Origin of the sequence: Ralstonia sp. RL (assembly GCF_001683835.1) — a bacterium.
Classification (GTDB): Bacteria; Pseudomonadota; Gammaproteobacteria; order Burkholderiales; family Burkholderiaceae; genus Ralstonia; species Ralstonia mannitolilytica.
Map to the genome: position 1 here is coordinate 13,196 of NZ_LWRX01000170.1, position 22,265 is coordinate 35,460.

Sequence of the window (22,265 nt, forward strand, 5' to 3'; positions counted from 1 at the left end):
TGTCTCCGTGGGCACCACTGGGGCGCCTCTTAATGTGACATTGGTCGATGTCATCGTAGGAGGCGCTTCTGGCCGAGTCAATCGACCGATTGGAACACTTCGTCTAAAAGCGGTGCATGCGCCGCTTGAAACGGTTTTCCCTTATGAATCCGTCACTTGCGTGCGGTGCAGCATCGTGCCGCATGCGGAGATGAATGCATCGAGCAGCGCGTTGATGTGGTCGAGGAGCCGCTTGACTCTCGCCCCAGCCGTCCGGACGTCGGCGTGCGTGCCGTGGTGCACGGCGTCGCGGAAGGCTGCGGCCACCGCGTCCACGCACGCGTTGTGCAGCAGCGCCAACGCACCGCCCGTGCGGTGCGACCACTCGCGCAGCTCGGCCCGATCCATTGCATCCAGCAGCGGCTCGAGCCGCCGCGCGTCATCGGTCAGCGACGACAGGAACACGCGCGCCAGGCCCGCGGCGGCGGCGTCCGTCCCGAGTGCGGCGCGCAGGTCGTCGAGCGCCAGCGCGAACGTTTCTTCCGCCGGAGCCTGCGCACCGGCCTGCGGGCTGAGCAGCGCAGACAGCGCCTCCTGCAGCGTGGCGAGCGTGGTCGGCTTCAGCAGGCTCGCATCCATGCCCACGGCCCGGCACCGTGCGTGCTCCTCGGCGAGCGTCGTTGCGGTGATCGCGATGATGGGCAAGCGCGGGCCGCCGTCTTCTTCGCGGCGGATGTGCCGGGCCAGGTCGAAGCCGTCCATGCCGGGCATATGGCAGTCCGTGAGCAACGCGTCGAAGCGGTGTTCGCGCAGCCGCTCGAGCGCGACGGCGCCATCCTCGGCCAGCGTCACCCGGTAGCCCAGCAGGCGGAGTTGCTTGGCGATCAGCTCGCGATTGATCGGGTGGTCTTCCGCCACCAGGATGTGCGCCCCCGGCGCTTCACTGGACGTGGCCTTGGGGCAGGGGGGCGCCGTGGCGCTCGGCGTGCGCCCGCGCTCGGGTTGCGGCAACGCGCGTTCGCACGCCTGCACGAAGGCATGCCAGTTCAGCGGGTTGACGCTCAAGGCGTTGCCCGGTTCGGCATAGCCGGCTTCGAGCATGAGGCGGACGGCGCCGTCGCGCGCATGCGCCGATAGGCTCAGGACGATGTCGGCGGTGGCGTCGTCGGCCGCGGTGACGCGCAGGCCCGCGGCGACCGCGAACGCCGTCAGGCTGTGCCGCAGGGCCGCATCGTCCACGGCAATGGCAATGCTGCGCCCGCTCAGCTTGGGCAGGGCATATCGCGCCTTCAGGATGGGCACGGCCAGTTCCAGCGTGACGGCTGTGCCGTGCCCGGGCGTGCTCTCCATGACGAGCTTGCCGCCCATCAGCTCCGCGAGCTGCCGCGAGATCGCCAGGCCGAGGCCCGTGCCGCCGTAGCGCCGCGTGGTCGTACGCTCGGCCTGCACGAACGGCGCGAACAGCGTGGCCTGCACCTCCGGCGAGATGCCGATGCCCGTATCGGCCACGCAGATGGCGAGACGCGCCGTGTCGCCGCTCACGCCCGCGCACGTGGCGCACAGCCGCACGCTGCCGGTGTCGGTAAACTTGATGGCGTTGGAGAGCAGGTTGAACAGAATCTGCCGCACGCGCACGCTGTCGACCGAGACGCTGGCCGGCACGTCGGCCGCCACGTCCACTCGGACCGACAGCGATTTCTCGTGCGCGCGGCTCGCCAGCAGGCCGACCGTGCTGTCGAACATCTCGCGCAGATCCGTCGCCGCGGGCGAGATGTCGAGGCGGCCGGCTTCGATCTTCGCGTAATCGAGGATGTCGTCGAGGATGTGCAGAAGCGCACGCCCCGAGTCCTGCACCAGCGAGACCATCTGTTTCTGCTCGCCGTCGAGCCGGGTCTGGCGCAGCAGTTCGATCAGGCCGAGCACGCCGTTCATCGGCGTGCGGATCTCATGACTCATCATCGCGAGGAAGCGGTCTTTGGCATGCAGTGCCGATTCCGCCGCGTTCTTGGCGGCCTCCAGCGCATCGGCCTGCTCGCGCTCCGTGGTGACGTCGCTCAGGTAGCCGTTCCAGACCGTGCGGCCATCGGGCTCGCGATGCGGGATCGAGCGCGCGTGTAGCCAGCGCACCGCACCGTCTTCGCCCACGTGGCGGAATTGCTGATCGAAGGGCGTGAGGTGCTGCGCCGAGACGAGCACCATGTCGAGCATGCGCTGTCGGTCGTCTTCGTGAATCAGCATTTCGGGCGTGGAGAGGTAGCCCAGCAGATCCTGCGGCTGGACGCCCAGGGTTTCGTGCGCCTTGCCGGCTACGTAAGTGATGCGACCGCGGCTCTGACCCGGTGACAGCTCAAACTGATAGACGAGGGCCGGCAGCGATTCGGTCACCTCGCGCAGGCGCCGCTCGAGGCGTTCGGCGCGTGCCTGCGCGTCGCGGATCTCGCTGATGTCGACCAGCGACGCCACGGTGCCGGCCGGTTGCCCGTCGGGCAGGTGGAAGGGTTCGATCCAGTACAGAACGTTGCGCGATGGCCCGTCGGGTGTCTCGATGATGAGTTCTTCGCGCGTGCTCTCGCTGTTCTGTTCGGCGCGCCGGTTGATATCGGACAGCGGCGACGTGTTGTCGGGCGTATGGAGTCCCAGCTCCTGCGGCGTACGCCCGAGCAGCGACGCGGGTGTCCGGCCGAACATGGTGCAGAACGCCGCATTCACGGCCACGTAGCGGTGCGCCGCATCCTTGGCGACAAGCGGGAACGGCACGGCTTCCATCAGCGCGCGCTGGAAGCTCAACTGGCGCGCCAGGGTCTCTTCGGCGAGGCGGCGCTGGCGGTTTTCGCGGCGCAGCTGCGTCTGCTTGATGAACAGCGCCGCCAGCGCCAACAGCACCAGCGCGGCCGCCGGCCCGAATTTCGCCAGCATGGCGGAGGCTGACGGGCCAAGCTGGTAGCTGACCGACAGCCACTTGTTGCGGATGCTGACCTGCTCGCCCTCGGGCATGGCGAACAGCGCGCGATTGATGAGCGGCACCAGGGCCGCATGGCGCGGCGAGACCCCCACGCCAATGTTCTCGATGGTGTTGGCCGAGCCTGTGACCTTGAGCTCGCCGGGAAAGTGATGGCGGATCACCGCATCGGCCACGGGCAGGTTGGCGATCGTGAAATCCGCCTGCCCTGTCGCCACCATGGTCAGCGCGTCCTTGACGGAGTCGGCCGGCACGATGCGGATCTTCGGCACGTTCCGGTGCAGCAGGGCAGCGAGGGAATCGCTGCTCGGCAGCGCCACCGTCTTGCCCGCGAGTTCGGCAAGCGCGGCCACGGTGAGCGCCTCGTTGCGTCCGACGATCACCATCGGCGTGGCGTCGATCGGGTGGCTCAGTACGAAGCCCGGCGGGCGGGCGTCCTGGTCGGACATGCCGAGCAGGATGTCGATCTCGCCCGCGCGCGCCTTCTCGAGCGCCTCGGTCCAGTCGTGTACCGTCACGCGCTCGAAACGCAGGCCCAGCGTGCGCCCCAGATAGCTCTGGTACTCCGGCAGGATGCCGAACACATCGCCCTGGACCTCGCTGAAGGTGTACGGCATGTAGTTCGGATCGGCGGCGTAGCGCAGCGGCGGCAGGGCGGCCAGCATTGCGCGTTCTGCGGCCGACAGCGGCAGTGCCGGCCTTGCGTTGGGCTGAGCGATCCAGCGCGCGCGCAGATCGGCCATGGTGCTGTCGGGCAACTGCGCGAGACGGCGGTCGAGATAGCGGATCAACGTGGCCTCGGAGCGGGGCGCGGCAAAGTGCAGCGCATCGACGCGCTGGTTGACGAGCTCGACGATCGACAGCGTCCTGTACCGCATCTGCGACAGGAGCTCCCGCGTGGTATGCGTGATGCCCACATACGTGTCGGCCGTGCCGTGCCGCACGGCGTCGAGCGCATCGGCGGCCGTGGGCAGGCTGAGGAGGTGCACGTCGGGGTGTTCACGCGCCAGCTCGTCTTCAAGCGGCGAACCCTGTTCCACCGCGATGCGCATGCCGGCGGAGAACGCGTTGCGCGCCACCTGCGGATTGTCGCTGCGAGCCACCACGGCGGTGGCGCGCTCGAGGTACGGGGCCGAGTATTCCAGGCAGTGATCGTACTGCGAGCGCGGCGCCACGCTCATGACGACGTCAACATCGCCGCGGCACGCAGCCATGAGCAGTTCATCCCGGCGCTGGAACACACGGGGCACCACGCGCACCTGGTCTTGCGGAATCAAGTGCATGAGCAGGTCGCCCGAGAAGCCCGTGAGCCGGTCGGCCGCCACCCCTTCGAGCGGCATCATCGTCTTGCCGATCACGCCGACGGTGATCTGGGGCGGCACCTGGTTCACGCTGTGCACGGCATGTGCGGCATCCTCGGCATGTGCGTCGGGCAGGCTGCCGGCCCAGGCCAGGACGGCCGCGCACACCAGCGTGCCCACGCCCACGCCGAGGCGGATGCGCTGCCGCATCGAGGCAGACGGTGTTGCGCGCGTGCCCGCCATCGCGTCAGCCCTCTGCGCTGCCGAGCAGCCCGTGGCGCACGGCAAAGTCGAACAGCGCCGCCTCGGTATGCAGGCCCAGCTTGCGCATGGCGTGCTGCTTCTGCGTGCTGATGGTCTTGACGCTGCGATTCATCTGCACGGCGATCTCGGTCACCGTCTTGCCCGTGACGTAGATGCGCAGCACCTCGAGCTCGCGCTTGCCGAGCAGGGCGATCGGGTCGTCGGCCGGGGGTTCCGCCGCGCGCGCGCGGCGGATCAGCTTGGCATCGAGCTGCGGCGAGAGGTAGATGCGGTCGTGCAGCGCCGCCTGGATCCCTTCGAGAATGTGCTGCGGCTCGTCTGCCTTGCTGACGATGACCTTGATGCCTGCGCGCAGGATGTTGCTCATCAGCGCGCGCGTCTCGAGCATGGTCAGCACCATGACGCGCAGGTCCGGGTAGCGGCGCGCGAGGAACTCGAGCAGGAGGATGCCGTCGCCGTAGCGGCTGCCCGGCATGGCGTAGTCGGTGATGGCAAGGTCGCAGCGCACGCGGCCGAGCAGGGCGAGCAGTTCGTCGGCGTTGCCGGCCTCGCCGACCACCTCGAAACCGCCGGCCGCCGACACGAGGCTGCGCACGGCGGCCACCACGCCCGGGTGATCATCGGCAATGACGAGTTGAATGGGATGCTGCATGGGGGCGAATCTCCGAAGGCACGTAACACGCGGCAACGTGTTGGCCGCGCTGCTGAGAATCGCTGATGCTGCAGGCCGGGAACATCGGAAAAGTCCTATTCATTGGCGCCGATCTGCGCGCTTCTGGTGCAGATCTGTGCAAATCTGTTGGACCCTGCTCAGCCTGCGCCGCCAGCCCGTGCCGTGCGCCGCGCAGGGCGCGTGGCACAATGCGGGCGGTTTCCGGTATCGACCTCTATGACGTCAAATCAGCCGACTGCGCCGTCCGCCACGGCACGCCAACAAGGCGCCGAACGCTCCACGCTGGTGAGCGCGGGCGTGAACTGCCTGCTCTCGGCGGGGCAGATCGCCGCGGGGCTGTGGTCGCATTCGCAGGGCCTGGTCGCTGACGGACTGCATACGCTCTCGGACTTGATTGCCGACGGCATCGTCTTCGTCGCCAACCGCAACAGCCTCAAGGGGCCGGACGAAGACCACCAGTACGGCCACGCGCGCTACGAGAACGCCGCATCGCTGGGGCTGGGCCTGCTGCTGGTGGGGGCGGGCGCCGGCATGATCTGGGCCGCGGTGCAGAGCCTGCGCTCGCCGCAGGGGCCGACGCCCGTACATGGGCTGGCATTGGTGGTGGCCCTCGTTGCGCTGGGCGCCAAGGAAGGGCTGTTCCGTTACATGCTGGCCGTGGCCAAGCGCATCGGCTCACGCATGCTGATCGCCAATGCGTGGCATGCGCGTTCCGACGCGGTGTCGTCGCTGGTGGCGGCCATTGGCGTGGCGGGCAACCTGCTCGGCTATCACTGGCTGGACCCGGTCGCCGCGTGCGTGGTGGGGCTGATGATCGGACGCGTGGGCGTGCGCTTCGGGTGGGAGGCGCTCAACGACCTGATGGACCGCGCGCTGCCGCCGGCGCAGGTCGAGGCCATCCGCGCGAGCCTGGCGGCCACGCCGGGCGTGATGAACGTACACGATCTGCGCACGCGCGTGACGGGCGACCAGGCGCTGGTCGACGCGCATATCGAGGTGGACCCGCGTGTCTCGGTGAGCGAAGGCCACGCGATTGCCGTGCGGGCGCGCACGAACGCGCTGGCCGCCCATACGGCGATGGCCGTGCTCGACGTGCAGATCCACGTCGACCCGCGCGAGCGCATCGCCACCGACCCGGGGCCGCTGCCTGACCGCGACGCCCTGCGCGCGGCCCTGGCGCAGCTGCTGCCGGCCGGCACGCCGCTGGACGCCCGCCACTGCGTGCTGCACTACGTCGATGGCGCCGTGGAGGTGGACCTCATCCTGCCGGCTGCGCTCGCCGCCGAGCGTGCCCGCATTGCCGACGCCATGTACGCCCGCTGGGGCGGCCTGGTGCGCCTGCGCGTGCTGGCCAGCGACGCGTGAATCGTCACCGGCACTGATCGGTCGCGTTGGCGGGCTGCGCCTTGTTGGGGTCGAAGTGCAGCTGCTCCAGGCCTTGTTCCGTCAGCGATAGCCAGTCCAGCGTGCCCGAGGTGCGCAGCAGGCCGATGCTGCCAACCGGGCGCCAGCGCGCGGGCTTGCCGTCGGCGTTGCTCAGCGTGCCCGACAGTGTGAGGGAATCGGGGCCCGCCTGCAGCTGCAGCAGCCGGCCATCGGCGGCGGGGGTGTAGGCGGTGCGGTCGTTCACGGCGATGCCGGCCTCGCGCACCGTTGCCGGCATGCATGGGATCGAGGCGCGCACCTTGCCCGTGCTGTCGATCAGGTCGGCAAAGCCATTGCCCTTGGCCACCCCCACCAGCAGGAAACGCTCGATGGCGGGCATCCACGTGACGCTGTACGTGTAGTACTGCACGTGCTGGTGCAGCAGCTGCTCGCCGTTCACGCGGCCGGTGGCCGGGTCCAGGATGGCGATCTTCAGGTTGGCCTCGGTGCGATCGGGCACGAACTGCTGCCAGGCCAGCAGCGCATGGGTGCTGCCACCGGCCACCATGGGCCACCATTCGCGGCGCCCGTCCGCGATGTCGACGCTGTGCAGCCGGCGCCCGCGCCCGTCGTAGACCTTCACGTAGACGCCGTTGCCGCTGCCGAGGTTGTCCACGCCGCCGCCGTTGACCCAGCCATCGGAATAGAACACCACGAAGCGGTCGCCGACCGCCGCGATGTGGCCCGAGTGCCCGCCGGATTCCACCTGCTGCGGATACGCCTTGATCGGGCGCAGCGCCGTGTCGTAGATGCCGAAGCGCTGGTTGACGTTCTCGGGCGCATTCCAGCCGTCTTCAAACGACACCATGACCTGCCCCGCGCGGTTGCGGGCGACGCTCACCGGCTCCTGCGCCTCGGGCTTCTGGATGAAGATGCGCGGCGTGTCGAGCTTGCCCGTATCGGCGTGCCATTGCGCGACATACACGTCGTGGGGCCAGCTTCCGGAGCGGTCGGCACCGCGCGGCGGCAGGCCCGATGAGCTGAAGAACACGTTGAAGGTATTGGGCGCGCCGGCCGGCACCGCGCCAATGCCATGCATGTACTGGCGCGGGTCCGGCGCGCCGGCGGCAATGGCGGGCAGGGCCAGCGCGCAGGCGCAGCCCAGCAACGTACGGCGCAGGAAGGATGATCGAGACACGTGACACTCCATTGCAGGGGGCGTCCACAGCGGTGAACAGGCCCGGGGTGCGGTTTTCAGAACCGGTTGGGCCGCATGCGCGCGCCGAAGTTGCTGCGCGAATGGGGGAGACCCGTTTGGAGGAGCCCCGGGGCACTGCACGCCGTCGGCCGGCAATCAAGTTTCGGCGCCGGGTGCCGTTTTTCCCAGGCAAGAGCGGAATCCCATCCGCCAACCCGCCAGTCGATCAGCGAGAACAACATGACCCAGCGTGTCGATGCGCGATGGCGTGCCGAAGTGACGCAAGCGCTCCGCACAGTGCAGGCACAAGTCGGCGCAGCGCCCCTCGGCCTGCCACGCGAGCGGCTCATCGCCGCGCTGGCAGAGGCCATCTGGGCGCAGCGTGCCGCGTACGCTCGCGTGCGCGAGACGCTGGTCGCTCCGCCCGTACTGGCCGACGAATCGATGTGATGCGCCGGCGCCCGGTGGCCACGGCTTTCTTCTGTAGGTGATGTGATGCGGTACTGCGGTTCGCTCGATCTGGACCATCTGCTGCGCCAGCCGTTTGGCGAGCTGGGCCGTCTTGTGCGCGACCGCCAGTCCGGTCGGCCGCTGCCTCCGGTGGAGGTCGCAACGCGCGCCGTGCTGCTGCGCGCCGCCGGCTACGAAGTGATGCCGATGTGCGCCCACCACGATCATCGCGGCTTCTGCCTCGGGCACGCAGACCAGCCCATCGGGATGTAAGTGCGAGGCCTACGACGCCTACGCCACCTGCGCGCACCGTCACGCACACGCTGTTGCGATCGCGCATCACAAGGCCGGAAAATGGGTCATGCGCGTGGAGCGGGAAGCACCCGTGAAGGTTGCCCAGCGCACCTTTGCGGGAAATCCGTTGCCAAAAAGCAAACGGTAAAAATGACTTACATTCCCGTCCTTTTTCGGCCCATGGTTCTGGTGCATCCTGAACCAAGATAGGTCGCACGGACGGCCTGTCACGCAACGTCAGACCGGAAGGGAAACACCGAATCGGCGACGCATGCAGACCTGGGGTCAGGGGAAAGAACATGAAGACGCAATATCTCAGCAAACAGGAAATCTACGATGGCGCCGTCCGCCATCTGTTCGGCCAGGGCGGCGCGGCGATTCTTCCGCGCGGCGGCGCGGCGTACCGGGGCCAGGGCGGCCGCTGCTGCCCGATCGGCAACCTGATCGGCGTGCAGGACTACACCACCTCCATGGAAAGCGTGCCGGTGCGTTACATCCTCAAGCCTGCCAACGAGATTCCGCGTTACATGGACGCCGGCGTCGTGGCGCTGCGCCGCGCGCTCAAGAAGGCCCGCATCGACGTGGACGACCGCGACACCGTCGAGTTGCTCTCCAAGCTGCAGAACGCGCATGACGTGTTCGGCACGTGGGAGTGGAAGGAACGCCTGCATTCGATTGCCCGCCAGTTTGGCTTGAGCGGCGCGCTCGTCGATACATTCTGACGCCAGACCGGCACCAGATCACCGCACATAAGGTGACACCCATGCAAGGGAAGGGGACGTTCCTCGCCATCGAGGACATTTTTGAACGCGTGCGCACGCATCTGCTCACGCAGCGCTGCCGCTCCGAAGACGCCGACGGCGAGCCGCGCTATCGTGGGCTGGACAACCGCCGCTGCGGTGTCGGCATCCTCATCGACGATGCGGTCTACTGCAGCGCCATCGAGCGCCTGGGCGTGAGCCTGCTGCGCGTGCCGGGTGATGACCCGCTCGCCTGCGCGCTGCGCGCCTCCGGCATCAACGTGGACGACGACCGCGTGGTCGATCTGCTGATCGATCTGCAGGACATCCACGATCTGCACGCCGTCGAAGGCTGGCCGGCCGCGCTCGAAGACGTGCGGCAGCGGTTGCCGGCCTGAACGCACCGCGCCACAGCATCGACCCGGCCTCGTGCCGGGCTTGTCATTGGCCGGCATCGAGCTCCGGATAGTGGCGAAAGATGCCCATCGTGTTGAACGGAATGCGCCGTGGCGATGCCAGATACGCCGCGATGTTGGGCAGCGCGGCCACCCGATCGTGCAGCGCCACGAGGTGCGGCAGTTCCCGCTCGTAGCGCCGCATGTGGCGCGGGAACGCATAGCGCAGCCCCGCCACGATCTGGAACAGCGATAGATCCACGTACGTCAGCGCATCGCGCACGGCCCAGGTCGGGCCGGCGGGGTTGCGATCGAGTACGCGCTCGAAGTAGCGCAGGAACTTGGGCCCGCGATGGGCGAGGAAATCCGCCGCGCGGCGCTTGGCTTCGGCTTGCTGCTCTTCGTAATAGGCACCTGCGGCGATGGGGTGGTGCGTGTCGTGGATCTCCACCACGAAATCGGCGAGGGTGAGCTGCAGGCCGTGCGTCCAGAGGCCTCCGGCTTCGTCGTGCGGCGCCAGGCCGTAATGCTGGCCGAGATAGAGCAGGATGTTGGCCGTCTGCGGGATCACCAGGTCGCCCACGACGAGGAACGGCGGCGCGAAGGGCGGCGTGGCGATCCCGGCGTCGTCGAGAAAGGCCTCGATGGCGGTTTCGTCTTCACGGCCGACGTCCACGTACGGCACGGCGGCCTGTTCGAGCGCGAGGCGGACGAATTCTCCGCGGCCCTGGATTTCGGGCCAGTAGTAGAGCGTGGTGGTGTCCATGGTTGGGCCAGAAGCATGCAGTGGCTGGCGCGCAGCAAGACCGATGCCGCGCCCCGTGCGTCGCGCGGCACGGCAAGCACGGCGCTTGCGAACGATAATAGGCGCCTGCCCCGCGCGCCTGTTCCCACCGCCCTCACGTGACCGATTCTTCCGCTTCCGCAGCCGTGGCGCCCATCGAGCCCGCTGATCCTTCCCGCTGGCTCGTGCGCGGCCACCCCGGCTATCTGCGGGCGAACCTCGCGCTGTTTGCAGCGGGGTTCTCCACGTTTTCACTGCTGTATTGCGTGCAGCCGCTGATGCCGCTGCTGGCGCACGACTTTGCCTTGACGCCGGCGCAGACGAGCCTCGTGCTGTCGGTGTCGACGCTGCTGCTGGCGTTTGCGATCCTGTTTGCGGGCTTGCTCTCGGAGTCGATCCATCGCAAGACGCTGATGGGCGTGTCGCTGCTGCTGTCATCGGCGCTGACGCTGGCGGCGGCCGTCCTGCCGGGCTGGCATGGGCTGCTCGCCACGCGGGCCGTGCTCGGCATCGCGCTGGGCGGGGTGCCGGCCGTGGCGATGGCGTATCTGGCGGAAGAGGTGCATCCGCAGGGCCTGGGCCTGGCGATGGGGCTGTACGTGGGCGGCACGGCGTTCGGCGGCATGGCCGGACGTGTGCTCACGGGCGCCGCCGCCGACTACGCCGGCTGGCGCGCCGCCATGGGCTTCACCGGCGCGCTCGGCCTGCTGGCCGCCTTGGCGTTCCTGTGGCTGCTGCCGCCGTCGCGCCGCTTCGTGCCGCGCCACGGTGTGTCGCCCGGCGACCTGTTCGACACGCTGGCCGCGCATCTGCGTGAACCGGGCCTGCGTGCGCTGTTCGCCATGGGGTTCCTGCTGATGGGCGGATTCGTCACGGTCTACAACTATGCGAGCTTCCGGCTGCTCGGTCCGCCGTACGCCCTGAGCCACACTGCGGTGGGCGGCATCTTCATGGTGTATCTGCTGGGGATCGGCGCATCGACGTGGTTCGGACGGCTGGCCGACCGCCATGGCCGGGGCCGCATGTTGATGGCCGGCACGGCGTTGATGACGGCCGGCGTGCTGCTGACGCTGGCCGTGCCGCTGGCGCTTGTCATTGGCGGCATTGCGCTGCTGACCTTTGGCTTCTTCGGCGCGCATGCGGTGGCCAGCGGATGGGTCGGGCGCCGCGCGCAGCGGGCCAAGGGACAGGCTGCGGCACTGTATCTGCTGGCGTACTACCTCGGCTCGAGCCTGATCGGCACGGCGGGCGGCAAGCTCTACGCCCCGTGGGGCTGGGCCGGCGTGGTCGCGCTGGTGATGACGTGCATGGCGAGTGCGCTTGCCACAGCGGCGTGGCTGTGGCGGCGTGCACCGCTGCCGCCTGGCGCCAGGCGATAGCGCCGACGCGCCCGGCGCGAATTCGCGTATCGTGCCGTGATTGTTGTCTGCACGATCGCGCTTTCTTTCGTCATGCCTACTCGTATCCTGTTCTGCTGCCGGCGATGGTGGATCGCGGCATGGTTCCTCGTGATGGCCGGTACGGCGCAGTCGGCACCGGTGCCGTTTGCCAGGCTTGCCGGGCTGCCGACGTCCACCTCCGCTGCCTCGGCGCCTGCCGCCGATCCTGCGCAGACGCGCCAGTCGCTCGATACCGTCATCACGCTGCTCGACAACGACCAGCAGCGCGCCGCGCTCGTCAACGAGCTCAAGCAGCTGCGCGACGGTGTGGCGGCCCAGCAGCATGCGCAGGCCGAGCAGGCGCCGGGGCTGCTCGGCGCGGTGGCTTCGCTCATCGAGAACGGCTCGCTGCAGGCCGACGTCGAGGCCGGCGCCCCGCGCTACTGGCTGCGCCGCATCGAAGCGGCCAGCGGCGACGTGGGCCTCCTCCTCGCCCCCGACAAGCGCGCGCGTCTTGCGGCCGACTTTGTCGGCACCGTGGGCATCTGGGCGGCGATTGCCGGCGGCCTGCTCGGGCTGGGCTGGGTGTTGCGCCGCGTCTTCGGCATTCAGGCGGGGCTGGGGCGGCACCCGACCACGCGGGCGCTGTTCATCGACGCCTTGCGCAAGATCGGCCCGTGGGCCGTGTCGTTCGCGGTGCTGATGCGCCTGGGCGAGAGCGCCTCGCCCGGCTTCGTGCTGGCGGTGGTGCTGGCCTACGCGATCGTGTGGGGCGCGATCATCACGGCGGGCGTGGCGATGCTGTTCTCGCTGTTTGCCGGCAGCGCGCACCGGCGCGTGGCGGTGGAGTACCTGCTGCGCCGCTGCATGTGGCCGATCTTCCTGGCCGCGAGCCTGGGCGCCTGCGGCGATGCGCTGGTGGATCCGCGCGTCGCGCTGGTGCTGGGTGGTGCGCTCAGCCTGCTGCTGGCCACCGCGTGCAACGCCGTTTCGTCCCTGATGCTCGCGGTGGGCGCGCTGTGGTCCCGTCGCGCTGTCGGCCAGTTGATCGCCAACCGCCCGCTCGAGCTGCGCCAGGGCGAGCATGCCGGCAACCAGCTCCGCAGCCTGATGGCGACGCTATGGCCGGTGCCGGTGGTGCTGCTGGCCGGCGTGACGTTGCTCGCCACGCTGACCATGCCCGACAACGTCGACGCCGTTTCGCGCCGTGCGGTGATGACGTCGCTGCTGCTGGTGGCAGCGCTCTTCCTGACGGTGGTGGTGCGCCCGCGCGCCAGCTGGCGCCTGCGCCTGCGGATGGCACGCACGTCGCCGTATGTGGAGCGGCTCAAGCAGTTCTTCACCGCGCTGCTGCAGCTCGGCATCTGGATCGTGTTCGTCGAGCTGGTGCTGCGCGTGTGGGGCCACACGCTGGTGGAGGTGACGCACAGCTCCGTCAACGGCAAGCGCATCGCCGATGCGCTGGTCGGGCTCATCAGCACGGTGTTTGCCACATGGCTCGTGTGGATCCTGCTCGATACGGCGATCCTGCAGGCGCTCTCGCCGGCCACCTCGCGCGCGCAGCCGAGCACGCGGGCGCGCACGATCCTGCCGTTGCTGCGCAACGGGCTGAAGGTCACGCTCGTGGTGACGGCGGGCATTGGCGTGCTGGCCAATCTCGGCGTGAACGTGACGCCGCTGGTCGCCGGCGCGGGGGTCATCGGCCTCGCGGTGGGTTTTGGCGCGCAGTCGCTGGCGCAGGATCTGATCACCGGCATCTTCATCCTGATGGAGGACACCATCAGCGTGGGCGACGTGGTCGATGTGGGCGTGGCCTCCGGCAGCGTCGTCAACCTGACCATCCGCACGGTGCGCCTGCGCGACGGCACGGGCGCCGTGCTGTCGATCCCGTTCAGCCAGATCAAGACCGTGCGCAACCTCTCGCGCGACTACTCGTTTGCCGATTTCGAAGTGCGGGTGGCCATGGATGCCGATCCGCAGAAGGCCATCGAGCTCGTGCGCGCTGCCGCGGACCAGGTGGCCGGCGAACCGCGCTTTGCGTACACGCTGCTGGGCGGGGCCGAGATTTTCGGGCTGGACCGCTTCGAGGGCGGCGCGATGATCGTCAAGGGCCGCTTCAAGACGCTGCCGCAGAAGCAGGCCGATGTGCTGCGCGCCTTCAACGTCGTGGTGAAGGACACGTTCGACAAGGAAAAAGTCGCGCTGGCGACGCCGGCGACGGTGCTGCAGACTTCGCCGGCGTTCGAGGAGTGGATGACGCGGGTTGGGCCGGCCGGCGAGAAGCGCGAGACGGCGGCGGTGGCGTCGTCCGCACCGCCGGCCTAGCGCGCTACAGGCGCGCGATGGCCAGACCGATCGCCAGCAGACTGCCCAATCCGAAGATCGTCCAGCCGACGGTGCGGCGCTTGGTGGTCAACACCCACAGCCACAGGCCTGAGATCGACAGGAAGATCAGGCAGCCGGCCAGCGTATCCACCAGCAGAATCCACGGCACCGTCATGCCGACGCCCTTGTGCAGGTTCATCAGCGTGCCGAGGAAGCCGTTGTCGGTCTGGCGGATCGCTACCGAGCGGTTGCCAGCCCAGTATTCCGCCTGGATCTGCGTGGTGGCGCTGCCGAAGTTGAATGTCCATTGCTCGGGCTGCATCAGCGGCTTGGCGGCGGCGGTCTCGCCGTCCTTGCCCTTGGCGGGGCGCTCGGCCCAGGCCACCGGCTTGGCCTTTTCCACGCGCACGCGGGCGGCCGGCTCCGGCAGTTTCAGCGCCTGCTGCAGCCAGGCGTTCATGGCCTCCGGCGTGGCCGGCACGGGGTCAGGCAGCGCGATCTGCGTGTTGGTGCGCTGCTGCGCCACCGGCAGCTTCATCACCGCGCGGTGGTTCAGCCAGATGCCGGACACGCCAAAGATCAGCCCCATCACCGCACCCCATAGGCCAAACCAGCCATGCGTCTTGCGCAGCCAGCGCACGACCGTGGCGCGGCGATTGGCCGGGTGATCGGCCTTGGCCTTGGCAGGGCGGGCGGCCGGTTGGGTGGAAAGCGGGGGATGTGACAGGTCGGTCATCGAGCACATTGGCGGCGCCACGGCCGCCGGACGAAGGGCAAAATCGACCGGCCAATATAGATGAGAATGATTCTCGTTGCAATGCGGCGTGTCTTACAACGTCATACGCTCCAGCGCCCGCCGCGACGCCTCGTCGGCCGGATAGAAGCACTCGATGCGCATCTCCTGCAGCCCGGCGTCGCGCGGCGTACCCAGCGTGGTGAGCGTGGTGAACAGCGAGATCGTCAGGCCGTCGCGCTGTAGCGTGACGGGGAGGAACGGCGGCGGGTCGCCGGCATCGGCTGCGGGCCCGGTCGGCAGGGGCGCATCGGCCGCTTCGAACAGCGCCGGCTGCAGCGCCCGGATGTCGTCCAGCAGCCGCTGCGTGGCCGGGTCGATGGCGTGCAGCGCCAGCTCCTGCCGAACGCGCCGGGCCAGGTAGCGCCCAACGGCCTCGCGGTTGACGATGGCCGGCCACAGCGCCGTCGGGTCGAACACCAGCTTCATCATGTTGACCGCGCCGGGCGCGCCTTCGGACCGGTCGTCGCCGATGGCCCAGCGCATCAGGCGGCGGTGGGCGGTGTTGGCATCCAGCAGGTGCCAGAAGCGGTCGAGCACGATGGCCGGATACGGCGCCTGCTTGTCGAGGATGAGCTTCACCGCGTGGCGCACGGCCTGCATCATGGGGGAGGCCTCGTCGGCCGGGGCGCCCAGGCCCTGCTCGGGGTAGGCCGGTGCGAAGCCCGCGGCCAGCAGCATCTGGTTGCGATGCCGCAGCGGCACGTTCAGCTCTTCGGCAAGCTGCAGGATCATGTTGCGGCTCGGGGCCGCGCGGGCCGATTCGAGAAAGCTCACGTGCCGCTGCGACACGCCGGCCGCCAGCGCGAGGGCCAACTGGCTGTAGCCGCGCCGGTTGCGCCAGAAGCGCAGCAGTTGCGCAAAGCGGGAGCCTGCCGCCTCGGGCGGCTCGGCGGGCAGCGGGGCACTGCGGGCTTCATCAAGCATGGCGGGCGTGTCTTCGGACTGGCGCGGGTTCATGGCGGTATTGAAGCAGACGGAAGTAGGTGCCGCGATTACCTGTCGCGTAATTGTGACCCCGCCGGGCGCCGCCAATACTGCAGGCACCTCGACCCGCCCAGTGGAGTGCCCATGCAGCGCGATCCCATCGACTACCCCGCCGATGCGCTTCCCACCCGCGAAGACCACGTTCGCACCGCCGACGGCTGGACGCTGCCGGTGACCGTCACCAGCCCCGGCCTGGGCGCGCGCGGCACGGTGGTGATCTGCTCGGCGCTCGGCGTGCCGCGCCAGTTTTACGATGCCTTCGCGCGGGCGCTGTGCCTGGCCGGTTGGCGCGTCGTGACGTTCGACTATCGCGGCATCGGGCCGGCGCTTGCGAGCGGCCCGGGCGTGCCGCGCTTTGCCGACTGGGGCCGATACGACATCGACGCCGTGCTGAAGTGGGTGCGCGACACGCTCGTCCCCGAAGGCTGCAGCGGCCGCAGGCTGGTGGTGCTCGGACACAGCGCGGGGGGCCAACTGGCGGCCCTGGCCCCGCACATCGTGCATGCCGATGCGCTCGTGCAGGTGGCGTCTTCCCTGGCCAATGCGCGGCTGTGGCCTTGGGGCGGCGGGCTGGGCCGCGTGCAGTTTGCGTGGCTGCTGCACGTGCGGATTCCGCTGGCCGTGCGGTCCGCGCGCGGCGGCTGTCTGCCGCTGTCGAGCATCGGCATGGGGCCGATGGAGATCCCTTCCACCATCCTCGCCGACTGGGCCAGGCTGGCGCGCCGGCGCGGCTACGTGTTCGCGCCGCGCGCCGGTCTGGACACGTCCCGCTACGCGCGGCTGAACGTGCCGCTGCTTGCCTGGGGATTCGACGACGATGCCTTCGCGCCCGCGCGCGCCATCGATGCGCTCGTCGCACAGTTTCCGGCCGCCCGTGTCACGCGCCGGCAGGTGGGCGGCGCCGCGCTGGGCGCCAAGGCCGTCGGCCACATGGGTTTCTTCCGTGCGTCGTCGGGGGCGCCGTGGTGGCGCGAGACCATCGCCTGGCTCGATGCGCTCGCCTGAGCGTGCCGCCTCAGAAGGTGTAGACGATCCCCGTGCCGCCAAAGTAGCTCTGCCTGGTCTGCACGATCGGGCTCCTGGCGGCGTTGCCGAGCAGGCGCGTGGCGCCCACGGCGGTCTGCAGTGCCCAGTGGCGCGAGAAGGTATGCCGCCACGCCACCGTGACGGAGACGGCCGTGGCGCCGCCCTTGGCGTCGTACTCGGCAAAGCCGCTGTTGGCCGACTGTTGCGGCGTCACCCCGAAATAGGTCTGCATGTACTTGCGCGAGCCGAAGTGCAGGCTCGGGTTCACGCTGATCGTGTCGTTGCCCCATTCCACGACGGGTGTGTTCAGGTCGAGATGCCCGGACCAGCCGCGCTCGCGGTGGCTGATCGGCACTTCCAACGTGGCGCTGGCGGTGGCGTCGCCCCACACCTTGGTGCCGACGGTGAACACGCCCAGGAACGCGCCCTTGATGTCGCCCATCCCCTTCAGGTGGTCCGAGCCTGCGCGCCCGTAGCGGTTGCGCTCGGTGCGGCCGGCGTCGTACGACAGCGCGGCCGACGCGAACATGCCGTTCAGGAAGCGGATGGCATAGCCGGCACCGCCCTGCAGCGGGTCGATGAACCAGCCGTTGCCGAAGTCCGCCCGGAAGCCTGGCCCGGCGGTCACGGTGTACTGCTTGCTGCCTTCGTAGCGCGGCGCCGCCCCCACGTTGAGCGACAGCGAATACGACGCCTCGTCGGCATGGACCGGCGACGGCAGCCACAGGCCGGTCAGCATGGCCAGACACGGCACGGAAAACCGCAGGGAAAGACGGGAGAGACGTTTGGACACGGTCGGGACCTCTTGAAGGATCTTCGGAAGAAGGAAGAGCCCGCAGTCTGGCCAGTGGCCGCCCGCACGTCTGTCTGGAAATTGCCGGGAAGTTGTGCGCAATTGTGTGCGAGTGTCTGCAAGTTTTTCCGGGCCAACCACTCGCAAGGCAGCGCGCATACACTGCCGGCCATCAAAAGAACAAACGGGGGTATGAGCGATGACCGAGGGGCCGCTCAAGACCAAGGTGCTGCTGATCGAGGACGACGATCGCCTCGCGCAGCTTGTCAGTGAATACCTGGGCAACTACGAATTTGCGGTCGACGTGGTGCGCCGCGGCGACATCGCCGTGGCCGCCGTGCGCGAGCACCAGCCGGCGCTGGTGATCCTGGATCTGATGCTGCCGCACATGGACGGCATGGAGGTGTGCCGGCGCATCCGGGCGTTTTCGCGCGTGCCGGTGCTGATCCTGACCGCCCGCGTCGACACGTACGACCAGGTCGCGGGCCTTGAGATCGGCGCCGACGACTACGTGCTCAAGCCGATCGAGCCGCGTCTGCTGGTGGCCCGCGCGCGCGCATTGCTGCGCCGCGCGTCGCCGGCCATGTCGACGTCCGAGCCGGCGACGCCGCGCGACGACACGCTGGTCTTTGGCGAACTCGTCATCTCGCCGCCGAACCGCACCGTCACGTGGCGCGGGCAGCCGGTCGATCTGAAGACGGCGGAGTTCAACCTGCTGCTGATCCTGGCGCGCGCCGCCGGCACCGTGCTCAGCCGCGACGACATCCTCAAGCAGCTGCGCGGCATTGAATTCGACGGGCTGGACCGCACGGTCGATTCCGGCATCTCGCGCCTGCGCCGCCGCTTTGGCGACGCGTCGCCCGAGCCGCACAAGATCAAGACGATCTGGGGGCGCGGCTACCTGTTCAGCCCCTCGGCCTGGGAGGATTGAGCGTGTTCAAGTCATTGTTCAAGCTGTATGCGATGGTCGTGCTGGCGGCTGCGCTGGCGCTGGTCGCCGTCAACAAGTCGTTCGTCCTGCTGTTTCATGACACGCTCACGCACGGCGAGCGCGAACTGCGCAAAGGCTACGCCTTCGCCCTGCGGGAATACCTCGATCGCGCCGGCGACGCCCGCGAGGCTGCCATCGCGCGGCTGAACGACAACGCGTGGGAGAGATTCGATGTCGTCGATCCGGCCGCCGTGCCTGCGTTGTCCGCGCAACAGCGGCGCGACCTCGCCCAGGACAAGCTCGTGCTGCTGACGAACGGCAAGGACTACTACCTGCCGCTGCGGGACGGCGCCGTGCTGCACGCGCACGCCGACGACATCGACTACAGCCATATCAAGGCGATGGCCTACGGCCTGATTGCCATTGCCGCGCTGCTGCCGCTGATGCTGTGGGTGTGGTCGCACTGGCGCGACCTGCGCACGCTCGAAGAGGCCGCACGCGCCTTTGGTGCCGGCAGGTTGTCCACGCGCGCCAATCTGCGCAAACGCTCGAACGTGTATGCGCTGGCGCGCCAGTTCGACGACATGGCCGAGCGCATCCAGGGCTCGATCCAGCACCAGCGCGAGATGATGAACGGTATCTCGCACGAGCTGAAGACGCCGATCGCGCGGCTGGAATTCGGCATCGCGCTGCTGCAGTCACCGCTGTCCGACGATCAGCGCGCCGTCCGCGTCGATGCCCTGCGCCGCGACGTGCGGGAACTCGATGAACTGGTGACCGAGCTGCTTGCGCTGAGCCGCCTCGAGCAGGGCGCCACGCATCTCGTGCTGATGCGCGTGGCGGTGGGCGAATGGCTCGACAGCGTGGTCGGCAGCGTTGCCAATGACGTGGCCGATCGCCAGCTCGCGCTGGTGGTACACGCCGATGCCGCACCTACGCACCACGTATGCGACCCGCGTCTGGTGGCACGCGCGCTGCTCAACCTGATCCGCAACGCCTTACGCTATGCGCAGCACACCATCATCATCCGGGCCGAAGCGGGCCCGGCAGGTGCGCTGTGCCTGACGGTGGAGGACGACGGGCCCGGCATTCCGCCTGCCGACCGCGCGCGCGTGTTCGAACCGTTCCTGCGCCTCGATGCGAGCCGCGATCGGCACACCGGCGGCTTCGGCCTCGGGCTGGCGATCGTGCGCCGCATTGCGCTCGTGCACGGCGGCGAGGTGCGCCTCGACGCGGCGCCCGGTGGCGGCGCACGCTTTGCGGTGCAGTTGCCTGCGATGGCGATGCCGCTGATTTAGCCCCGCGGCTTCGCGGCGGCTCAGTTGGGCTCGTCGCTGCCGGGCCGGTGCAGGAACGCGCTCGGGCTGCTGCCGAAGGCGCGCCGAAACATCGCCGAAAACGCGCTCTGGCTGTTGTAGCCGAGCGCCTGCGCCACCTGCGCGAGCGGCATCCCCTGCGACATCATCGGGATGGCGCTGGCGAGCACGGCCTGCTGTCGCCATTGCGAGAAGCTCACACCCAGTTCATCGCGGAACCGCCGCGCCAGCGTGCGCGTGCTGGCGCCCACGTGGCGGGCAAGATCGTCAAAGGTGAGCGATGTGCCGGGGTCGGCCATCACGCGCTCGCACAGGGCGCGCAGGCGCTTGTCGGCGGGCATCGGCAGATCGAGCGGCAGCGGCGCACTACGGCGCAGCTCGTCGAGGATGAGCGTGGCGAGCGCCTGCTCGCGCGCCGCGGGCAAGGGCTGGCGCACGTCCATCGCGGCAATCAGCTCGCGCAGCAGCGGCGAGACCTCCATGACGCGGCACTGCGTGAGCGTGCCCGTCACCACCGACGGGTCGGCATACAGCGTGCGCAGGAAGGCGGCCTCCACGACCCACACCTCGTGCTCGATACCCGGCGGAATCCAGATCGCCCGCGAGGGCGGCACGACCCACGCCGTATCGCCGGCCTGCACGCGCAGCACGCTGTTGTGGCTGTACGCCACCTGCGCCCACGGATGCGTGTGGCGCGGGAAGCGCGTGTTGGCGTCCATCTGCCGCGTGTAAAGCCGCACCGGCCGTGCCGGCGTGGGCGGCGTGCGGCCTTCGATGTCGGTGGGCAGGATGCGCTGCGGCATGGCGGGTTTGCGACAGGGACGATCCGGCGAGTCTAAAACGGCTGGCAGGGCTTGTCGAAAGCCCCTGCGCGATGGCAGGCTATCGGCCGCGTCACCGTGTTGGACGCCATACAACGACAAAGTGGATCGCAGGACGGACAACCGCCGCGATCTCGACAAAACGCCGCCGCCCATGAGGCCGCGGTGAAGGGTGCGAATCATGCAAACGGGAAATCACGCGCGCTGCCGGAGCGCGCGCTGGCTGGCGGGCCTGCGCCGGCCATGGGGCGCCGTGCTTGCGGCGGGCGCCATGCTGTCGGCATCGGCCGCCCAGGCCGATATCAGCGTCATCCAGTCCTTGCCGCTCACGGGCTCACAGGCCGCGACGGGGCGGGCGCTCCACGCCGGCGCGCGGCTGTATTTCGACTGGCTCAATCTCGAAGGCGGTATCAATGGCGAGACCATCCGCCTGGTCGCCCGCGACGATGAACAAAAAGTCGAGCAGACCGTGCGCAACGTGCGCGACATGGCGCGCATCGACAACCCTGTCGCGGTGCTCACGGTGGTCGGTACCGCCAATGTCGAAGCGCTGATGCGCAACCGCGTGCTGGCCGAAGCGAACCTGCCGCTCGTCGGCCCGGCCACCGGTGCCTCGACCATGACCGGCGACCCCCTCGTGTTCCCCATCAAGGCGAGCTACCAGCAGGAGATCGACAAGATGGTGAGCGCGCTCGTCACCATCGGCATTACGCGCATCGGCGTGCTGTACCAGGACGATGCGCTGGGCAAGGAAGCCCTGGCCGGCGTGGAGGGCACGCTCAAGGCCCACAAGCTGGCGATTGCGGCCACCGCCTCGTACCCGCGCAATACCGCAGCGGTGGGTGCGGCTGTCGACAAGCTGCTCGACGCCGATGTGCAGGCGATCTTCCTTGGCGCCACTGCCGAGCCGGCCGCGCAGTTCGTCAAGCAATACCGCGCGCGCGGCGGCGGCGCGCAACTGCTGGGACTGTCGTCCATCGACCCCGGCATCCTGCTCAAGGTGGCGGGCATCGATGCGGTGCGCGGCTATTCGCTCGCGTTGGTGATGCCCAACCCCGGCAAGGCCGTGAACCCGATCATCCGAGAATTCAACCGGGCGCGTGCCGTGGTGGGCGCCAAGGATGTTGAGCCGTCGTTCCGGGCAGTGGAGGGGTTTGTTGCCGCCAAGGTACTCGCTGAAGCGATGCGGCGTGCGGGGCCCAAGCCTACGCGGGAGCAGGTGCGTCGCGAACTGGCGCACCTGCGCAACTTTGATGTGGGCGGTGGGTTTGTGGTGGATTTTTCGGACCGGTCTCGGCCTGGGTCGCACTATGTGGAGTTGGGGGTGGTGGGGCCTAATGGGTTGGTGATTCAGTAGGGGTTTTGGGGGGTGGGGGTTGTTGTTTGATTTTGTTGCTGGTGGTGCATCCCTTGTATCGTCCCCTGCCGGGGCCGACTTACTTTTCTTTGTCTTGCCAAAGAAAAGTAAGCAAAAGAAAGGCGCGCCCGAGAT

At 68.8% G+C, this 22,265-nt stretch carries 19 protein-coding genes; 11 read left to right on the forward strand and 8 right to left on the reverse strand.

Features of this window, described 5'->3' with window-relative positions:
• Positions 1-141: 141 nt before the first annotated feature.
• Both A6M56_RS16835 and A6M56_RS16840 read right to left on the reverse strand, forming a co-directional pair.
• Complete coding sequence (locus A6M56_RS16835) at positions 142-4,482, reverse strand: ATP-binding protein (protein WP_257984059.1); 4,341 nt, start codon at positions 4,480-4,482, stop codon at positions 142-144.
• A 4-nt stretch (positions 4,483-4,486) separates the two neighbouring features.
• Positions 4,487-5,155 carry a response regulator gene (locus A6M56_RS16840; RefSeq protein ID WP_045785103.1) on the reverse strand — a complete coding sequence of 223 codons (669 nt, stop codon included), beginning with the start codon at positions 5,153-5,155 and terminating at the stop codon, positions 4,487-4,489.
• 237 nt (positions 5,156-5,392) lie between these two features.
• On the opposite strand from A6M56_RS16840, the gene A6M56_RS16845 reads away from it, so the two are divergent.
• Positions 5,393-6,541, forward strand: coding sequence for a cation diffusion facilitator family transporter (locus tag A6M56_RS16845; protein ID WP_045785102.1), 1,149 nt, complete (start codon positions 5,393-5,395; stop codon positions 6,539-6,541).
• Between the two features lie 4 nt (positions 6,542-6,545).
• Here the strand turns inward: A6M56_RS16845 and A6M56_RS16850 are convergent, their stop codons facing one another.
• Complete coding sequence (locus A6M56_RS16850) at positions 6,546-7,751, reverse strand: hypothetical protein (protein ID WP_062737742.1); 1,206 nt, start codon at positions 7,749-7,751, stop codon at positions 6,546-6,548.
• Positions 7,752-7,979: 228 nt separating this feature from the next.
• Between A6M56_RS16850 and A6M56_RS16855 the strand changes: the two genes are divergently transcribed.
• The 4 genes from A6M56_RS16855 (at position 7,980) to A6M56_RS16870 (ending at position 9,621) form a co-directional block, all read left to right on the forward strand.
• Positions 7,980-8,189, forward strand: a complete 210-nt coding sequence (locus tag A6M56_RS16855) for a hypothetical protein (RefSeq protein WP_045785100.1) — start codon at positions 7,980-7,982, stop codon at positions 8,187-8,189.
• A gap of 45 nt (positions 8,190-8,234) precedes the next feature.
• Positions 8,235-8,462 (forward strand): hypothetical protein, encoded by a 228-nt coding sequence (locus A6M56_RS16860; RefSeq protein WP_045785099.1) that lies wholly within the window; start codon positions 8,235-8,237, stop codon positions 8,460-8,462.
• 320 nt (positions 8,463-8,782) lie between these two features.
• A complete protein-coding gene (locus A6M56_RS16865; protein WP_045785098.1) occupies positions 8,783-9,205 on the forward strand; it encodes a hypothetical protein in 423 nt (140 codons plus the stop codon).
• 41 nt (positions 9,206-9,246) lie between these two features.
• Positions 9,247-9,621 carry a hypothetical protein gene (locus A6M56_RS16870; protein WP_045785097.1) on the forward strand — a complete coding sequence of 125 codons (375 nt, stop codon included), beginning with the start codon at positions 9,247-9,249 and terminating at the stop codon, positions 9,619-9,621.
• Positions 9,622-9,664: 43 nt separating this feature from the next.
• Here the strand turns inward: A6M56_RS16870 and A6M56_RS16875 are convergent, their stop codons facing one another.
• Positions 9,665-10,384: a glutathione S-transferase gene (locus A6M56_RS16875; protein WP_102080186.1), complete on the reverse strand. Its 720-nt coding sequence runs from the start codon at positions 10,382-10,384 to the stop codon at positions 9,665-9,667.
• 137 nt (positions 10,385-10,521) lie between these two features.
• Here A6M56_RS16875 and A6M56_RS16880 point away from each other — a divergent pair, with 137 nt between their 5' ends.
• Both A6M56_RS16880 and A6M56_RS16885 read left to right on the forward strand, forming a co-directional pair.
• Complete coding sequence (locus A6M56_RS16880; RefSeq protein WP_045785095.1) at positions 10,522-11,781, forward strand: MFS transporter; 1,260 nt, start codon at positions 10,522-10,524, stop codon at positions 11,779-11,781.
• Positions 11,782-11,853: 72 nt separating this feature from the next.
• Entirely contained in the window at positions 11,854-14,106 is a 2,253-nt protein-coding gene (locus A6M56_RS16885) for a mechanosensitive ion channel family protein (protein WP_102080185.1), read from the forward strand.
• A 4-nt stretch (positions 14,107-14,110) separates the two neighbouring features.
• Here A6M56_RS16885 and A6M56_RS16890 read toward each other — a convergent pair whose 3' ends face one another.
• Both A6M56_RS16890 and A6M56_RS16895 read right to left on the reverse strand, forming a co-directional pair.
• Complete coding sequence (locus tag A6M56_RS16890) at positions 14,111-14,842, reverse strand: PepSY-associated TM helix domain-containing protein (protein ID WP_062737756.1); 732 nt, start codon at positions 14,840-14,842, stop codon at positions 14,111-14,113.
• Positions 14,843-14,935: 93 nt separating this feature from the next.
• Entirely contained in the window at positions 14,936-15,826 is an 891-nt protein-coding gene (locus tag A6M56_RS16895) for a helix-turn-helix domain-containing protein (RefSeq protein WP_102080290.1), read from the reverse strand.
• Positions 15,827-15,970: 144 nt separating this feature from the next.
• Here A6M56_RS16895 and A6M56_RS16900 point away from each other — a divergent pair, with 144 nt between their 5' ends.
• Positions 15,971-16,891: an alpha/beta hydrolase family protein gene (locus tag A6M56_RS16900; RefSeq protein WP_102080184.1), complete on the forward strand. Its 921-nt coding sequence runs from the start codon at positions 15,971-15,973 to the stop codon at positions 16,889-16,891.
• 10 nt (positions 16,892-16,901) lie between these two features.
• Here A6M56_RS16900 and A6M56_RS16905 read toward each other — a convergent pair whose 3' ends face one another.
• Positions 16,902-17,705, reverse strand: coding sequence for a MipA/OmpV family protein (locus A6M56_RS16905; RefSeq protein ID WP_257984058.1), 804 nt, complete (start codon positions 17,703-17,705; stop codon positions 16,902-16,904).
• Between the two features lie 199 nt (positions 17,706-17,904).
• Between A6M56_RS16905 and A6M56_RS16910 the strand changes: the two genes are divergently transcribed.
• Together A6M56_RS16910 and A6M56_RS16915 are read left to right on the forward strand one after the other, a co-directional pair.
• On the forward strand, positions 17,905-18,636 hold the full coding sequence (locus tag A6M56_RS16910) for a response regulator (protein ID WP_045785090.1): 732 nt from the start codon (positions 17,905-17,907) through the stop codon (positions 18,634-18,636).
• Between the two features lie 2 nt (positions 18,637-18,638).
• Positions 18,639-19,934, forward strand: coding sequence for an ATP-binding protein (locus A6M56_RS16915; protein WP_102080182.1), 1,296 nt, complete (start codon positions 18,639-18,641; stop codon positions 19,932-19,934).
• 20 nt (positions 19,935-19,954) lie between these two features.
• Here A6M56_RS16915 and A6M56_RS16920 read toward each other — a convergent pair whose 3' ends face one another.
• Positions 19,955-20,755 (reverse strand): AraC family transcriptional regulator, encoded by an 801-nt coding sequence (locus A6M56_RS16920; protein WP_045785088.1) that lies wholly within the window; start codon positions 20,753-20,755, stop codon positions 19,955-19,957.
• A 199-nt stretch (positions 20,756-20,954) separates the two neighbouring features.
• On the opposite strand from A6M56_RS16920, the gene A6M56_RS16925 reads away from it, so the two are divergent.
• The gene (locus A6M56_RS16925; protein ID WP_045785087.1) at positions 20,955-22,130 is read left to right on the forward strand and encodes an ABC transporter substrate-binding protein; all 1,176 of its coding nucleotides are present in this window, start codon (positions 20,955-20,957) and stop codon (positions 22,128-22,130) included.
• Positions 22,131-22,265 lie beyond the last annotated feature (135 nt).

Excerpts from the sequence above, each read along its gene's own strand:
- A6M56_RS16835 (WP_257984059.1), bottom strand. The coding sequence starts at position 4,482 with ATGGCGGGCACGCGCGCAACACCGTCTGCCTCGATGCGGCAGCGCATC.
- A6M56_RS16840 (WP_045785103.1), bottom strand. The coding sequence starts at position 5,155 with ATGCAGCATCCCATTCAACTCGTCATTGCCGATGATCACCCGGGCGTG.
- A6M56_RS16845 (WP_045785102.1), top strand. The coding sequence starts at position 5,393 with ATGACGTCAAATCAGCCGACTGCGCCGTCCGCCACGGCACGCCAACAA.
- A6M56_RS16850 (WP_062737742.1), bottom strand. The coding sequence starts at position 7,751 with ATGGAGTGTCACGTGTCTCGATCATCCTTCCTGCGCCGTACGTTGCTG.
- A6M56_RS16855 (WP_045785100.1), top strand. The coding sequence starts at position 7,980 with ATGACCCAGCGTGTCGATGCGCGATGGCGTGCCGAAGTGACGCAAGCG.
- A6M56_RS16860 (WP_045785099.1), top strand. The coding sequence starts at position 8,235 with ATGCGGTACTGCGGTTCGCTCGATCTGGACCATCTGCTGCGCCAGCCG.
- A6M56_RS16865 (WP_045785098.1), top strand. The coding sequence starts at position 8,783 with ATGAAGACGCAATATCTCAGCAAACAGGAAATCTACGATGGCGCCGTC.
- A6M56_RS16870 (WP_045785097.1), top strand. The coding sequence starts at position 9,247 with ATGCAAGGGAAGGGGACGTTCCTCGCCATCGAGGACATTTTTGAACGC.
- A6M56_RS16875 (WP_102080186.1), bottom strand. The coding sequence starts at position 10,384 with ATGGACACCACCACGCTCTACTACTGGCCCGAAATCCAGGGCCGCGGA.
- A6M56_RS16885 (WP_102080185.1), top strand. The coding sequence starts at position 11,854 with ATGCCTACTCGTATCCTGTTCTGCTGCCGGCGATGGTGGATCGCGGCA.
- A6M56_RS16890 (WP_062737756.1), bottom strand. The coding sequence starts at position 14,842 with ATGACCGACCTGTCACATCCCCCGCTTTCCACCCAACCGGCCGCCCGC.
- A6M56_RS16895 (WP_102080290.1), bottom strand. The coding sequence starts at position 15,826 with ATGCTTGATGAAGCCCGCAGTGCCCCGCTGCCCGCCGAGCCGCCCGAG.
- A6M56_RS16900 (WP_102080184.1), top strand. The coding sequence starts at position 15,971 with ATGCAGCGCGATCCCATCGACTACCCCGCCGATGCGCTTCCCACCCGC.
- A6M56_RS16910 (WP_045785090.1), top strand. The coding sequence starts at position 17,905 with ATGACCGAGGGGCCGCTCAAGACCAAGGTGCTGCTGATCGAGGACGAC.
- A6M56_RS16920 (WP_045785088.1), bottom strand. The coding sequence starts at position 20,755 with ATGCCGCAGCGCATCCTGCCCACCGACATCGAAGGCCGCACGCCGCCC.
- A6M56_RS16925 (WP_045785087.1), top strand. The coding sequence starts at position 20,955 with ATGCAAACGGGAAATCACGCGCGCTGCCGGAGCGCGCGCTGGCTGGCG.